Annotated in this window: 13 protein-coding genes; 2 read left to right on the top strand and 11 right to left on the bottom strand. The window is 35.9% G+C overall.

From position 1 onward, the window contains the following. Nucleotides 1–868: 868 nt before the first annotated feature. From NYR53_RS29595 to NYR53_RS29610, 4 genes are all read right to left on the bottom strand, one after another. On the bottom strand, nucleotides 869–1,804 hold the full coding sequence (locus NYR53_RS29595; RefSeq protein WP_261302627.1) for a hypothetical protein: 936 nt from the start codon (nucleotides 1,802–1,804) through the stop codon (nucleotides 869–871). After that, entirely contained in the window at nucleotides 1,797–3,020 is a 1,224-nt protein-coding gene (locus tag NYR53_RS29600; RefSeq protein ID WP_261302628.1) for a hypothetical protein, read from the bottom strand. The genes NYR53_RS29595 and NYR53_RS29600 overlap by 8 nt, the downstream gene beginning before the upstream one ends. A 253-nt stretch (nucleotides 3,021–3,273) precedes the next feature. Beyond that, on the bottom strand, nucleotides 3,274–3,945 hold the full coding sequence (locus NYR53_RS29605) for a diacylglycerol/polyprenol kinase family protein (RefSeq protein ID WP_261302629.1): 672 nt from the start codon (nucleotides 3,943–3,945) through the stop codon (nucleotides 3,274–3,276). Then, nucleotides 3,942–4,430, bottom strand: coding sequence for an adenylyltransferase/cytidyltransferase family protein (locus NYR53_RS29610; protein WP_261302630.1), 489 nt, complete (start codon nucleotides 4,428–4,430; stop codon nucleotides 3,942–3,944). Before NYR53_RS29610 ends, NYR53_RS29605 begins: the two co-directional genes overlap by 4 nt. A gap of 626 nt (nucleotides 4,431–5,056) precedes the next feature. On the opposite strand from NYR53_RS29610, the gene NYR53_RS34560 reads away from it, so the two are divergent. Continuing rightward, entirely contained in the window at nucleotides 5,057–5,383 is a 327-nt protein-coding gene (locus NYR53_RS34560; protein ID WP_367618590.1) for a DUF6431 domain-containing protein, read from the top strand. A gap of 611 nt (nucleotides 5,384–5,994) precedes the next feature. Here NYR53_RS34560 and NYR53_RS29615 read toward each other — a convergent pair. The 5 genes from NYR53_RS29615 to NYR53_RS29635 all read right to left on the bottom strand — a co-directional run bounded on the left by NYR53_RS29615 (nucleotide 5,995) and on the right by NYR53_RS29635 (nucleotide 9,559). Next, a complete protein-coding gene (locus NYR53_RS29615) occupies nucleotides 5,995–6,162 on the bottom strand; it encodes a hypothetical protein (protein ID WP_261302631.1) in 168 nt (55 codons plus the stop codon). Nucleotides 6,163–6,368: 206 nt separating this feature from the next. Next, nucleotides 6,369–7,217, bottom strand: a complete 849-nt coding sequence (gene rfbD / locus NYR53_RS29620; RefSeq protein WP_261302632.1) for a dTDP-4-dehydrorhamnose reductase — start codon at nucleotides 7,215–7,217, stop codon at nucleotides 6,369–6,371. Further along, nucleotides 7,217–8,236 carry a dTDP-glucose 4,6-dehydratase gene (gene rfbB, locus NYR53_RS29625; RefSeq protein ID WP_261302633.1) on the bottom strand — a complete coding sequence of 340 codons (1,020 nt, stop codon included), beginning with the start codon at nucleotides 8,234–8,236 and terminating at the stop codon, nucleotides 7,217–7,219. The genes rfbD and rfbB overlap by 1 nt, the downstream gene beginning before the upstream one ends. Before the next feature lie 18 nt (nucleotides 8,237–8,254). After that, nucleotides 8,255–8,800 (bottom strand): dTDP-4-dehydrorhamnose 3,5-epimerase, encoded by a 546-nt coding sequence (rfbC, locus tag NYR53_RS29630; protein ID WP_261302634.1) that lies wholly within the window; start codon nucleotides 8,798–8,800, stop codon nucleotides 8,255–8,257. A gap of 15 nt (nucleotides 8,801–8,815) precedes the next feature. After that, nucleotides 8,816–9,559 carry a sugar phosphate nucleotidyltransferase gene (locus NYR53_RS29635; protein ID WP_261302635.1) on the bottom strand — a complete coding sequence of 248 codons (744 nt, stop codon included), beginning with the start codon at nucleotides 9,557–9,559 and terminating at the stop codon, nucleotides 8,816–8,818. Nucleotides 9,560–9,823: 264 nt separating this feature from the next. Between NYR53_RS29635 and NYR53_RS29640 the strand changes: the two genes are divergently transcribed. Next, a complete protein-coding gene (locus NYR53_RS29640) occupies nucleotides 9,824–11,107 on the top strand; it encodes a DUF4915 domain-containing protein (protein WP_261302636.1) in 1,284 nt (427 codons plus the stop codon). Nucleotides 11,108–11,177: 70 nt separating this feature from the next. Here NYR53_RS29640 and NYR53_RS29645 read toward each other — a convergent pair whose 3' ends face one another. Together NYR53_RS29645 and NYR53_RS29650 are read right to left on the bottom strand one after the other, a co-directional pair. Then, nucleotides 11,178–12,152 (bottom strand): glycosyltransferase, encoded by a 975-nt coding sequence (locus NYR53_RS29645; RefSeq protein WP_261302637.1) that lies wholly within the window; start codon nucleotides 12,150–12,152, stop codon nucleotides 11,178–11,180. 17 nt (nucleotides 12,153–12,169) lie between these two features. Beyond that, nucleotides 12,170–13,132: an NAD-dependent epimerase/dehydratase family protein gene (locus NYR53_RS29650; RefSeq protein WP_261302638.1), complete on the bottom strand. Its 963-nt coding sequence runs from the start codon at nucleotides 13,130–13,132 to the stop codon at nucleotides 12,170–12,172. Nucleotides 13,133–13,134 lie beyond the last annotated feature (2 nt).

Raw genomic sequence — 13,134 nt, forward strand, 5'->3', positions numbered from 1 at the left:
TAAATAAAATATTGTTACTCAATTATACTGTCAAAATAATAGATTGGACATGTATATATTTAACTTTCAGTGCTTTTCGGACTACATATTATTCCTGAAGCTATGTATCAATTGATTAATACTATAATTTCATCTAAAATCCCCAAATTATTCATTACATATTCTCTAGTGTTAAACTTAAGATTTGGATTTTTTCCTTCATACCACCCAATTTGAATGTAATGTAAGTTCACTCCAAGTATGTTCATAAAATCTGAGTACTCTAAATTAATATCAAAATGCCTTCCATTTCTAAGAGCACTTTGGAAATTTGAAATAATGAAATCGTCTTGTCTTTCTATATATACAATTATGTTCACATTGTAATTCTTAAGATTTTTTTCAGAGATACGATATGGTTTTTTCAACTAATGAAGAAAAGCCCTCGCTGGAAACTAGTACATAGTTCTCAGTGGCGTTTTCTATATCACTAATAAACTCTCCTATTATATTTTTACATATATGTTAATTGAAATCTTTATGCATTAAAAAATTGCCCCCAGTAATCGCTGTCACTAGAGGCAGGTGTTGATTCCACAATACGCAGCTTTTATTTTCATCAACAGGATAGTGAACTCATTAGTCCTGTATCCTCAACTCTAATACGAAAAAATGCGATTGACCTATTTTCGAGAACAGTAAGTCAATCGCATTTTAATAAGTAAAGTTATGATTATTAAGTTTTTAATATAACTTTTGTTAAACAAACCGATAAAATCAAGCCTTTTTGCCCAATTCTAAACACGTTGCATTAGTACCACCGACTCCACATGTGCTGAGTAGTTAGAATCAACATTATTAGCATTTGAGATTAATCTCTATAATTTTTTTATTTTGTAATAAGCTTTGCAGCCATCTCGAAGTCAAAAGATTTTAAATAACTTTCTCCTTTTTCAGGAACAAAATTTCCTTTTCTGTAATCCTTTAATAGTAACGCAGTGTCACTGATTGATAACATTTTCAGGTTCGGCAGACCTTCAAAATGTCTTCTGTGTTCGGATTCAGCAAAACAACCGTCTAGCATATTTATTGTGAATCTTCCTGATAACGATGATTCAATATTTACTGATGTTAACCCATTTGTAAGCATGATTTCTCCATGATCAATTAACTCAAAAATGTTTCTTTCTGAATTAGTTATATCTACATGACATGCTTTCAGATTTGATACATAACCCATATAATCACCGATATCAGGAAGTTTAACAATTGCTCCTTCATTCCAGACTGGAGAAAAGGTTTTGAAAGCAAAATCAACATCTTTATAGTACCCAAAATCCGAAAGTCCATGATAAACAATGTTTTTATTTCCATTACCTATATCTTTGGCCTTTTTTATCCATCCCACATTATAGACATCTCTTCCTTCACATGAAAGATGCGCATAGCCGTCTAAAGGAAATAAAATCAATTCAAAAATGGATTTAAGCCACGGCAAATCGTTATTATGGATAAGAGTTGCAAGGTCATGAGGATAATGTACAGTTTTAACTGGTTTCAAAATGTCTATAGCTTCAAGTACTGTTGTCAGCCCATTAATGCTGTAATCATAAGTCCTTTTATAGTAATCGTAATCTAAAAAAACATGCGCGGATGTTATAAAAACAACATTATCATTTTTAAATCTAAGCATATCTTCTCTAATATTTTTGCTGGTGTTGTTAGTTATTTCCACACAGGAATAACCCATATCTTTCATATATCTATATAAGGGATTCAACACATATTCACTTGAAATACCAAAAAAGATGTACGTTTTATTCATAATTATCCTCTCTTTCGGATTCCAAGCGATATGCCCTGTACAGTGTAATTTCGTCTTTAGATTCGTAATACTCTGAGACTTGACCTTGCATCTGATATCCAGAAGGATAAAGATATTTTGAAATGGGAAGATCCTTAGAGAAGAACCCATGATTTCTATAAACTTTGGCACTAACTTCATAGAATCCACTTTTATGAAGAGTGTTTCTAATATAATCGTCATTCAGATACACGGGATATGTGCAATTTAGCGCAGTTTGAGAGATGTCATTTCCATGAACCCTGCAATTGAAATTTGATATATTAAAGGAAAGTTTCCTTTTGTCAACTCCTGGAACTACAATATCACCATAAAAATCAAAGAAAATTGAGTTTTCGCCAGGATTTAATATTAGTTTTATTTTTATATTTGCTGGATTGGATAAGTCATAACACTGCTGAACGAAGGATCCGCGTATATACAAATCTCCATGCCCGCACAATGCGTAAGAAGTACAGCTGATTTCTGCTTCTACAGAGCATTGCGTAGTATTATAAAGCTTAATTAATGCCTTTTTACTATCTCCCTCTGCCCATCTAGCATACGTTTCATCATGTTTTTCAGAAAAAGAAAAGCCCTCCCAAACAACGCAAATCGGGTCTTTCGAGGTTCTGACAGGAAGGTATAAGTTTCCTTTTATTTTCTGACCCATCTCAAATAAAAATTCCTGGCTCAATAGAATAAGTGTAGATAGATTTATATTAGAAATGATTATATTATCTACACCGGTCACATCTTCTATAAGTGTTGTAATATTAGGTTTTAAAGCTTTAACTTCAGGAAGATTATTTGTGTTTGCATAATTATTAAATACATAAGAATAGTTACCTACAACTGCTGTCTTGTCCTTTGCTAGTGCATACAAGATTTCTGTAGGTAATATATGATAAGAATCATATTCTTCATCCTTATTATTTATCGATGATATTAGATTTGATTGCATAGATTCGCATCCTGGCATTGGCTTCAGGTTGTGCTGTTTGATATTGATGATGTCCAAATCACGCAAAAGGGATTCTTTTAAAAGAAATAAAGAGTTATCGATCTTGTGTTTATTTTCCTCTAATAGTTCAGCCCTACTTAATTCAACGACACTATGTATCGAATCCATTTTTTCCAAATAAATCTGTTCCTTATTTTCCAGTATGTTGGATAGTTTTATTTCTAAATCAGTCATAATCTTACTATGTAATGAATCCAACTTTTTCAAATTATTCTGTTCGTTGTTTTCCAGTATGTTAGATAGTTTAATTTCCAAATCAGTCATAATTCTAGGTAGTCTATATAAGTTTAAACACATGGACACTATCCGACCTATAACAGGCATTTTAATAATCTTGCTGAATGGCATAACAATTTCCTCTTTAATTCTATAATTTTATTTAACGCATATTGGTTTATAATTATATTCACCTATAACTCTAGCGCGTTTACTGGCACAATATCCAAGTAAATACACAGCAAACCGCGGGTATTGTAAGGTTATCAAATCCTCTTACAGAAACTGCTTCAGTTACTGTGGCAATACTACTTATAATTATGCAAAAAACCAATCTATCCAAAGGAACCCCAATAATGTACGAATATAAAATACACAATAGAAATGTTGTAAAGAACATAGATAAAGAACCGGCAAGAGTTTTTACATGGCTTCCGAAACGATATTCGCCAAATTTAAACTTGCTCCCGATTAGTGCGGCAGCTGCATCACCGAAAGATAATGCCAAAATTGCAAATCCAGCCAAATATTCATTCTTGAATATAAAGTACTGAAAAAAAACGACAACAACAATACTTAAAGGAGACACAATGTATGAAAATTTGAACAACCCAACCTCGCTCTCTCTTTCAACATCCGAAAGAAAAGATGGTGGTTCTTTCATTAAGGCAAAAATAGTTCCGACAATTACATAAAATGCAGGAATCGCAACAGCGTACCAGAAATTATCAAATAGGAATAGTGAGAGAAACCACCAAGAATGAACTAACATATGTGTAAGTTTTCGTCCTAATTCACGATTTCTCTTCGTAATAGGGTTCAAAAGCATTGGGATGCCAATCCAGTACAGCATTGAAAATAATTCCTTCAAAATTATCATCATACAACCTCACTCATTAATTTTTTCTTTAACATCTCAAAGCCTAAAGGTGACAGGTTGTCTCTGGCAAATTGTTCATTGTTAAAGAAGTTGCTGACAATATTTGTGGATGTAACAACTGCTAAGTCGTCTTGAATTTTCAAAAAGTCATTTTTCTCGAATAATTCTTCGCAATTGAATTGTTTATACTGTTGACGTAATTTATCTATTTCAGATATATCGTTATACCCTTGGATGATTACATCAGACTCCTTAATTAAGTTAATCATCTCAGAAACATCAATCAATATTAAGATTTCGCTTGTCTTAAAAATAGATTGAGCAATCAGTAATCGTTCCTTAACACTGAATCTTGAACTATTCTTAAATGGATTGCGATTAATACAAATCGTTATTTCTTGATTATACTTTTCTTTTGCAAGCAAATAAGTGTTTAAGTGACCTTTATGCGCAGGATCAAAGCTTCCAGTAAATACAATTTTTTTCATTAATTTCATCCTTTGTTTAGGTCTGTTCTATCAACAATTGACCTTAAGATTTACCCTCAGATTTGTTCAGGCAGAAGATACCTTTGGACACCCCGTCTTCTGAGACAATATTGGTACAAATACTAGAACATTATCATACTTATAATTATAATTCAATACTAATATTGTAGTATTTTCACAAGCATCATGAAGTAAATTCTCCAAATAAAATCCATAGTGGAATGCAAGTGAACACTAGTATAGAAGAATTTTGATGTAAAATTATACCTAGTATATTTCTTATATATTCTATTTGAAGAGTATTACATGAGCTGGGCAACCTACTGTTGCCGTTGAAAGATAATGCCCAATTGCTGACGGGATTGCCTGTCCGAGAGTTGCTGAATATAATGACCGTATCACAGAAAAGGAAATGGATGCTTTCCATAGATGTGAACCTGCGCCAACAGGTTTACGGGATGCATTCCACACTCAACATGGTCATAGTATCGAAGTATGAGCTGGATGAGAAGTTATCTGGCGTTTTTTGTTCGTTGTGCAGAAGTGGTTCCTTCCCCCTGTTGTGGGGGAGAGCTTAAAATTATCGGGAGCCGGAAGCACTTAAAAGTGAAGATGGGGAAAGTCGTGTGCTTGTAGTCCGTCGGCTGCGTTGTTCTAAGTGCCGAAACATCCATCATGAGCTTCCGGATTGCATAGTGCCATATAAACGGTACGAATCCTCATGTATTGAGGAAGTTGTTCCGGAGCCTGACGCATCAGTTGTAGCAGCAGACGACGCGACCCTTCGGCACCGGAAAACTGGTTCAGGGGGCTCTGCACATATTTCCTCGTGTTCCTCACATCCATTTTTGCTCTTCGCTTTTATCAGATCCCTGTGGAGGACCCGTCCTTCCCTTCGCAGTCTGCACATCAACGAATCGGGCACTACGTCGGTGATGCCTCCGGCTGACTAACACGAATTGACCGTCCCGTTTTAATTCAAGATTGTGGGTACATACCGGTTCTGCATTCTTGTCCACCAGACTCATTTTGAAGTCTACCAAGTGAGGTGCAAGATAAATGAAAGATAAATAGAAAGTTGAGGCCATCGCTATAGAACGTGTGCAGCTGTTGTCTCCTCTATTCGCGGAGGGACCTGACCCCGCCAAGGCCAGGGAACTCAAAATGAGGATTTGCGATAAGACTGGTCTCTCCGAGCGGACGCTTCGCCGGTACTTGGCGAAGTATCGTGAAGAGGACTTTGGTGGATCGTAAATGACGTCAACCGTCGGAAGCGACGATCCCACCGGAGGTGCTGGATCAAGCCAGTTTACTTCAACGTGGAGTGCCCGGTCGGAGCGTTGAGCAGCTCATTCAGATTCTCAACCGGGAAGGCCGCATTACACCCGGCAAGATCAAACGCAGCACACTCCAAGAAAGCTAGCACAGTGCGGTTACATAAGCGTCATATGCGCATGTACGCTGAATCTGAGTCGCCGTTCGACGGTTTCAACAACACCATCGCAATCGTCTTTGGCATTCAGATCTTAAATATTGCCCGTATTTGCCCATTGGCCCGGGCGGCTCAATGAAGCAAGTATTTCTCGTCACGTTCATCGACGATGCCACGCGTTTTGTGCTCCATGGCTAGTTCTACCCGGTCATGGATAAGACCATCGTGGAGGACTGCTTCCGTAGATCTATCCAGAAGTTCGGCGTTCCCGAGTCGGTTTACTTCGTCAACGGCAAGCAATACCGAACCAAATAGATGACATGCGCGTGTTCCAAACTTGGGATTCGGTCGCTCTTTGCCAAACCCTACTCGTCAGAATCAACCAGTAAGGTCGAGCGATTCAACCGTTATGAGAGAGAATGTACTAATTAGAAAAACAGAAAAACCGCTAACCCAACATGAGTTGTTACTCTTCATGCTGAGTTGAGGTTAAAAACCATGGATTTTTAATTATTTTCTTCCAGCTCCCTTAAAAAAGCCTTAAGCCCTTCCCGCCAAGTTCTTAAATCTTCAAAGCCATTCGCACGAATCGCCTCGTGCTCCATCGCTGAGTTCCGTGGACGTGGAGCGGGCCGTGGAAATTCTTCCGTAGTACATGGTTCTACTTTAATTGTAATGTCATTTTCTTCAAAAATGGCACAAGCAAAGTCATACCATGAACAAACACCCGAGTTTGAAGCATGATAAATGCCATAACGTTCTGTTTGAATGAGTTTATCAAGAAAAAGGACAAGATCGACTGTGTAAGTAGGTGAACCGAATTGATCGCTTACAACTTTTATTGAATCTCTTGTTTTAGCTAACTGTAACATCGTTTTCACGAAATTATTACCATGCATACCATATACCCAAGAAGTTCTTACAATAAAATGCTTAGTTGATAGAGATAGTACATGTTGTTCCCCTGCTCTTTTTGACTTCCCATAGACACTCTGAGGATTCGTCTCATCATCTTCAACGTAAGCACTCTTAGCCGTACCATCGAATACATAATCCGTGCTAATATAGCAAAATATCGCCCCAATACTCTCTGCAGCAACTGCGAGATTTTTTGTTCCATCGGCATTAACACTATAGGTCAATTCCTCTTCCGTCTCAGCAAGATCAACAGCTGTATACGCAGCACTATGAATAACAACATCTGGCTTTAACTCTTTGAGAACCTCTAGACATTGACTCTCATTTGTAATATCTAGCTGCTCTCTTCCCAGACCATGAACCTCATGCTTTGCTCCTAGCAGCTTTACTACATCTTGCCCAAGTTGACCTTTAGCCCCGGTAACTACTATTCTCATTATCTGGCACCAAGCCGCGAGCCGTATTGCTCGGCAACATATTTTTGATATTCACCCGTCTGAACTCGTTTCCACCAGTCCTGATTATCCAAGTACCAACGAATTGTTTCATGAATACCCGTCTCAAAATTATGCTTAGGCTCCCACCCAAGCTCCTTCGTAATCTTAGTTGCATTAATCCCATAGCGACGGTCATGTCCTGGTCGATCTTTCACAAATTGCATCAAAGACTCTGGCTTACCCAGCTCACGAAGAATAGTTTGTATGATTTGAATATTCGTTCTCTCGTTATTACCGCCGATATTGTAAACCTCACCGTTGATACCCTTATGTAGAACCAGATCAATCGCGCTGCAGTGATCCTCAACATATAGCCAATCCCTAATATTAAGACCGTCACCATAAACAGGAAGAGACTTATCATTCAAAGCATTCGCAATCATTAATGGGATTAACTTTTCAGGGAACTGATAAGGACCATAGTTATTGGAACAACGAGTGATGTTAACTGGTAGTCCAAAAGTTTCGTGATAAGCTCGCACCAAAAGATCAGATCCTGCTTTACTTGCAGAATAAGGGCTGTTCGGAGATAAAGGAGTTTCTTCCGTGAAGAGACCTGTTTCACCTAGTGTTCCGTAAACCTCGTCAGTGGAAACATGAACGAATTTCTTAACATCATATTTTCTAGCAGCTTCAAGTAAAACCTGCGTACCTAGCACGTTCGTCTTCACGAAAACATCCGGTTCCAAAATACTTCGATCCACATGCGATTCCGCGGCGAAATGAACAACCGTATCGACACCCTGTTCGAACAAGCTGTTTATTAATTCCGGATTTGTGATATCACCTTTGACGAAAGTATTGTGACTGTTCTCTTGAATCGATCTCAGGTTCTCTAAATTTCCGGCATAGGTCAATGCATCGAGATTGATGATCTCATAGTTTGGATACCGATCTAGCATATAATGAACAAAGTTGCTGCCGATAAACCCGGCTCCGCCAGTTACAAGTATTTTCATATGCGTATTGTTCCCATTTTAAAAGTTTATTTCTGCATCTTGAATAAGCGGATGCTTTTGATCTTTATCAGAAAGAATAGGTCTAGATGTTGGCCAATCAATGCCTAGCGCTGGGTCGCTCCAAAGAATGCCTCTATCGTGTTCATGAGAGTAGTACTCATCCACTTTGTATAGCACCTGAGTATTCGGCACAATTGTACAAAAACCATGTGCGAAGCCTTTTGGAACAAGAAGTTGACGCTTATTAGCTTCGCTAAGAATTACACCTACCCATTGACCTAACGTAGGAGAATCCTTTCTAATGTCTACAGCCACATCATAAATAGCTCCTGATGCTACTCTAACTAGTTTCGTTTGAGATTTTGGATTCAACTGGTAATGAAGTCCTCTCAATACTCCGCCTTCCACTGATAAAGAATGATTATCTTGAACAAATAAATGATCAAATCCAAGCTTAGCAAACTTCGCGCTACTATAACTCTCCATAAAGAATCCCCGATTATCACCAAAGATATCGGGCTCTACAATGTATAATCCTTCTAATTTCGTAGATATAATATTCATAAGGGTAGACATCCTTTACATTTTCAGCTTCCCAAACTCTTCTCCAAATAACAAATCTTTCGTTAATTCGTTTGCTTTGGCTAATGAAGCATGCGTGCCTGCATCTGTCCACCAACCTTGAAGAATGTCGTAAGTAAGTTCATTCTTCTTAATATATGCGTTATTAACATCTGTAATTTCTAGTTCCCCCCGTCCCGAAGGCTTAAGTGTCTTAACAATTTCAAAAACAGAGCAGTCATACATATAAATACCGGTTACAGCATAGTTGCTCTTTGGCTTCTGAGGCTTCTCTTCAATAGACACAATTCGTTCTCCGTTAAGTTCTGGAACTCCATATCTTGATGGGTCCTGAACTTGTTGAATAAGTATTTTGGCTCCTTTTTGTTGTTCTCTAAAGTTATGAACAAAGGATGTAATTGAGTCCGAAAATACGTTATCACCCAAGATGACAACCATCTGGTCATCTCCTACAAAGTGATTTGCAAGACCTAAAGCCTGTGCTATTCCACCTGCTTCGTCTTGAACCTTGTATGTGAAATAAACTCCCATTTCACTGCCACTTCCAAGCAGGTTGACCACGTCACCCATATGATCCTTACCGGTTACAATCAATATGTCTATAATACCAGCTTCTTTAAGTTTAACTATTGAATAAAAAATCATTGGGTATTTTCCAACGGGAAGCAAATGTTTGTTTGTTACTTTCGTTAAAGGATATAATCGAGAACCAGTACCACCTGCTAAAATTACACCTTTCATGCTAGTACCCCACAGTATTGTTTTTTATACTTTAAATGAAAGAAAAAACTAAATCTTCTTAATAAATCCATATTCTTATAATTATATTTAATATCTGATTCCAACTGAAAGGGATTAATTAAGCTAGAAAATGTAATAACATTTCCACATTTCGGGCGCTTAGTTAGTTTTATTTATTATTTCGACTAAAATCTGTTAGAATAAGCTTATCATGATAACTCCCTTTTGACAAAATTCATTTTATTCAGGAAAGGATATAAAGTAATGATAAATTTTTTTGATCCTTTTATACGTTTTCAAGGAATAAATACAAAGCTTCTTGTAAGCTGTCCGAAAGACCAATCATCCCCAGGTGGTTTATTCATCATAGATTTTGAATTAAAAAATATAACAAAGATATTGGAAGCAGATTGTCGTGGAATAGCCCGTTTCTCAGAGGGATATTATTTAGCAACAAATTCTCATGGAATTTTAAAGTTAGATAAAGAATTTAACATTACAAATACATATGATGTACCGACACGAGATCTTCACGGTCTAAAATTACACTCTGATGGCTTGCTGTATGCAGTCGAAACCTCGCATAATGCCGTTGGTATTTATCAAACAGAACCTTTTAAAAGGATTGATGAAATAAAAATCTCAGATAGTAACGAAGATCAAAATCATATTAATGACTTATGTATTCAAGGAAATAGCTTATTCTTATCTATGTTTTCTCTACAAGGTGGTTGGAGAAATCTGTTAGAGTCATTTGATGGAGTTATTGCTGAGTATGATATCAAAACAAAGGAATTAAAAAATATTTTACAAAAAGATTTACAACTTCCTCATAGTGTGTCTTTTATTGATAATCAAATGTACTATTGTGAATCTTTAAATCTCAATCTTAGAAAAGAAAATCAGTGCATCGCTAAATTAGGCGGTTATACAAGGGGCTTGGCCTCAGATGGGTTTAATTTTTATGTAGGACAGAGCGTTATGAGGCATTTAGATAGAATTCTTTCTAAAATCCCAAATGTATCAGTAGATTGTGGTATTCATATTCTAGACGCTAAGAAAAGAGTAAATAAATTCTTCCCAATGCCTGCAAGCCAAATCTATGAGATACTGATAATTAATGATTTTCAGGAAAAATATATTAGAGCAGCACCATCAAGTATAGAGTTGGCTAACCCAGAATCATTGAAATATCTTATCTCATCAAAAGACTGGCATGAACCCGAGGGTTCATATCGTTGGATGGCTTCAAAGCGTGCTGGAGTAAAGCTTCGAGCAGAACATGCAATTAGAACTATAACTATTGAATTCACAAATTGTGCTCTAAGCAATAATAAAGCAAAATTGTTTGTCAACAACAAAGAGATTTCGATTATCCTTTTCACTGATATGGATAATCAGATTCATACCTTCACATTAGATGATGAATTAGTAGGAGATATTCAAGTCACTCTTGAAGTTGAAGAACTATGGTCACCACAGCAAGTATTAGGAAATAATGATGTTAGACAGTTAGGTGTAGCAGTGAAAAGAATTAGTATTATATAAAAAATAACCCTAAACTCATACCTTTTGATGGTAGGTGTTTAGGGTTTCATAGTTGGATATATCACTATTTTTAACGCATTATTGCTTCCTTCTTACCCAAATGTTCTAAATCTTCGCTAAAATTAACTCTTTCTTTCTCTATCACCAGAGGTCGTTTCATTACCTGTGTATGAATCGATCCAATATATTCCCCAATAATTCCAATAAAGAATAGTTGAACAGAAGAAAAGAAGAATAGCCCAATAACAAGAGGAGCAATACCTACTACAAAATAATTCCAAAACATTAATTTTGCCAGTAAATAGACTATTGCTACCGTAAAACTAACAGCAGACATAGCAAAGCCCAACATGGCAGCTAATCTTAATGGAATTTTTGAGTGATTTGTAATTCCTAGCATTGCTATGTCATACAAAGTATAAAAATTATTTTTCGTAATCCCCCTCTTACGAGAAGGTTGAATGTAACTAATTTTATAACTCTCAAAACCAATATCAGAAATTAAACCTCTAAAATACGGATATGGATCATCGATTTGCCTTAGTACTTTTATAACTTGTTGATCATATAAACCAAATCCTGTATTGTTTTTTGTCAGTTCAATTTCAGACACTTTATTGATGAAATTATAATACAACTTTCTTATGGCAAACATCAATCGAGATTCTTCACTTTCATTTTTAACACCTAATACAACTTTATATCCTTCCTCCCACTTTTGAACAAAATCTCTTATCATTGTGGGTGGATCCTGAAGATCTGCAACCATAAGTATCACAGCATCTCCTCTAGCCTGAAGTAAAGCATGATATGGAGATCTGATGTGTCCAAAGTTTCTTGAATTAACAATCACTTTTACATTCGGATCTTGTGATGCTAGCGTCTTTAATATAGATACGGTCTCGTCCTTTGATGCATTATCAATAAATATATGCTCATATGTGTACCCCATAAGACAACTACAAATCTCCTTGACCTGTCTGTACAACTCTTCAACATTAGCTTCTTCGTTATAACACGGGGTTACAATACTTAGTAATTTCATTTCTTCACCTTATAATCTTATTTTTGAGATCCAGTGTACATAAATCTAATTTCTTCTTTTATACAATCAAGAGAAGTGTATATAGGGTGATAGGATAACACAGTATTACTCTTTTTATTGATTGAATAATAATTATTTTTGATTCCTGATGGTGAAGTCAATGAGTACGATTTATCGATTTCAATTTTCAGGCCATATTCGTCAATAAAATAATTTAGTATATCAAATTTAAGAACCGGACTTAAACTATACATATCAAAAACATCATTAATCTCTTGTTTAGAAATGCATAGTTTAATTAATTCAATAAAGTCTATAGGGTGGATATAATCTCTAACTATATTGATATCATTTGTCCTGAGAATCTTATCCTCTCGTAGACATTGAATAATGTCTGTAAGTAAGAAGTTTGAATTTAAATCAATAAATCGGCTAAAAAAACTAAATACCCTCAAATCAACGATATTATAATTATCAAATGCCCTGTGCTTAGCTTCCATATATAGCTTTGTAATCCCATAATTATGTGTTGGAAGTAAATTATTAATATCTATTTCGCTTTTAGTATTCTGGTTAGCTGCTTTATCAAATGATGTAGAGTATGCAGCGCCACTACTTAGGTTAATATATAAGGCTTTGGAATGGGACTGCAAATAATTTAATATTAAATTATCGTACTCCTCTGTCACAGTAAATACTAGTTGCTGTTCTTGTTTAGATTTAGTGGAATCAACTATACCAATACAATTGATAATCACATCATATGAAAATAGAGCGAATTGTTCCATATCACATATTGTGCAATTACTTTTAAGCAAAAAATTATCATTTAAAAAGTGTTCTATTTTAGAAACTGATCGGGCAAATAAAACCAGGTTATAATTTTCTTCATTTGATAAGTAATAAATCAAATTTTTTGCTATATGTCCTGTTGCCCCTAAGATAGCTATCGTTTTTGCTTCCTTCGTGGAAGTATTCATCA

The organism is Paenibacillus andongensis (assembly GCF_025369935.1).
In the GTDB taxonomy this organism is placed as follows: domain Bacteria; phylum Bacillota; class Bacilli; order Paenibacillales; family NBRC-103111; genus Paenibacillus_E; species Paenibacillus_E andongensis.

Excerpts from the sequence above, each read along its gene's own strand:
- NYR53_RS29640 (WP_261302636.1), top strand. The coding sequence starts at position 9,824 with ATGATAAATTTTTTTGATCCTTTTATACGTTTTCAAGGAATAAATACA.
- rfbC (WP_261302634.1), bottom strand. The coding sequence starts at position 8,800 with ATGAATATTATATCTACGAAATTAGAAGGATTATACATTGTAGAGCCC.
- rfbD (WP_261302632.1), bottom strand. The coding sequence starts at position 7,217 with ATGAGAATAGTAGTTACCGGGGCTAAAGGTCAACTTGGGCAAGATGTA.
- NYR53_RS29645 (WP_261302637.1), bottom strand. The coding sequence starts at position 12,152 with ATGAAATTACTAAGTATTGTAACCCCGTGTTATAACGAAGAAGCTAAT.
- NYR53_RS29635 (WP_261302635.1), bottom strand. The coding sequence starts at position 9,559 with ATGAAAGGTGTAATTTTAGCAGGTGGTACTGGTTCTCGATTATATCCT.
- NYR53_RS29595 (WP_261302627.1), bottom strand. The coding sequence starts at position 1,804 with ATGAATAAAACGTACATCTTTTTTGGTATTTCAAGTGAATATGTGTTG.
- rfbB (WP_261302633.1), bottom strand. The coding sequence starts at position 8,236 with ATGAAAATACTTGTAACTGGCGGAGCCGGGTTTATCGGCAGCAACTTT.
- NYR53_RS29610 (WP_261302630.1), bottom strand. The coding sequence starts at position 4,430 with ATGAAAAAAATTGTATTTACTGGAAGCTTTGATCCTGCGCATAAAGGT.
- NYR53_RS29600 (WP_261302628.1), bottom strand. The coding sequence starts at position 3,020 with ATGACTGATTTAGAAATAAAACTATCCAACATACTGGAAAATAAGGAA.
- NYR53_RS29650 (WP_261302638.1), bottom strand. The coding sequence starts at position 13,132 with ATGAATACTTCCACGAAGGAAGCAAAAACGATAGCTATCTTAGGGGCA.
- NYR53_RS29605 (WP_261302629.1), bottom strand. The coding sequence starts at position 3,945 with ATGATGATAATTTTGAAGGAATTATTTTCAATGCTGTACTGGATTGGC.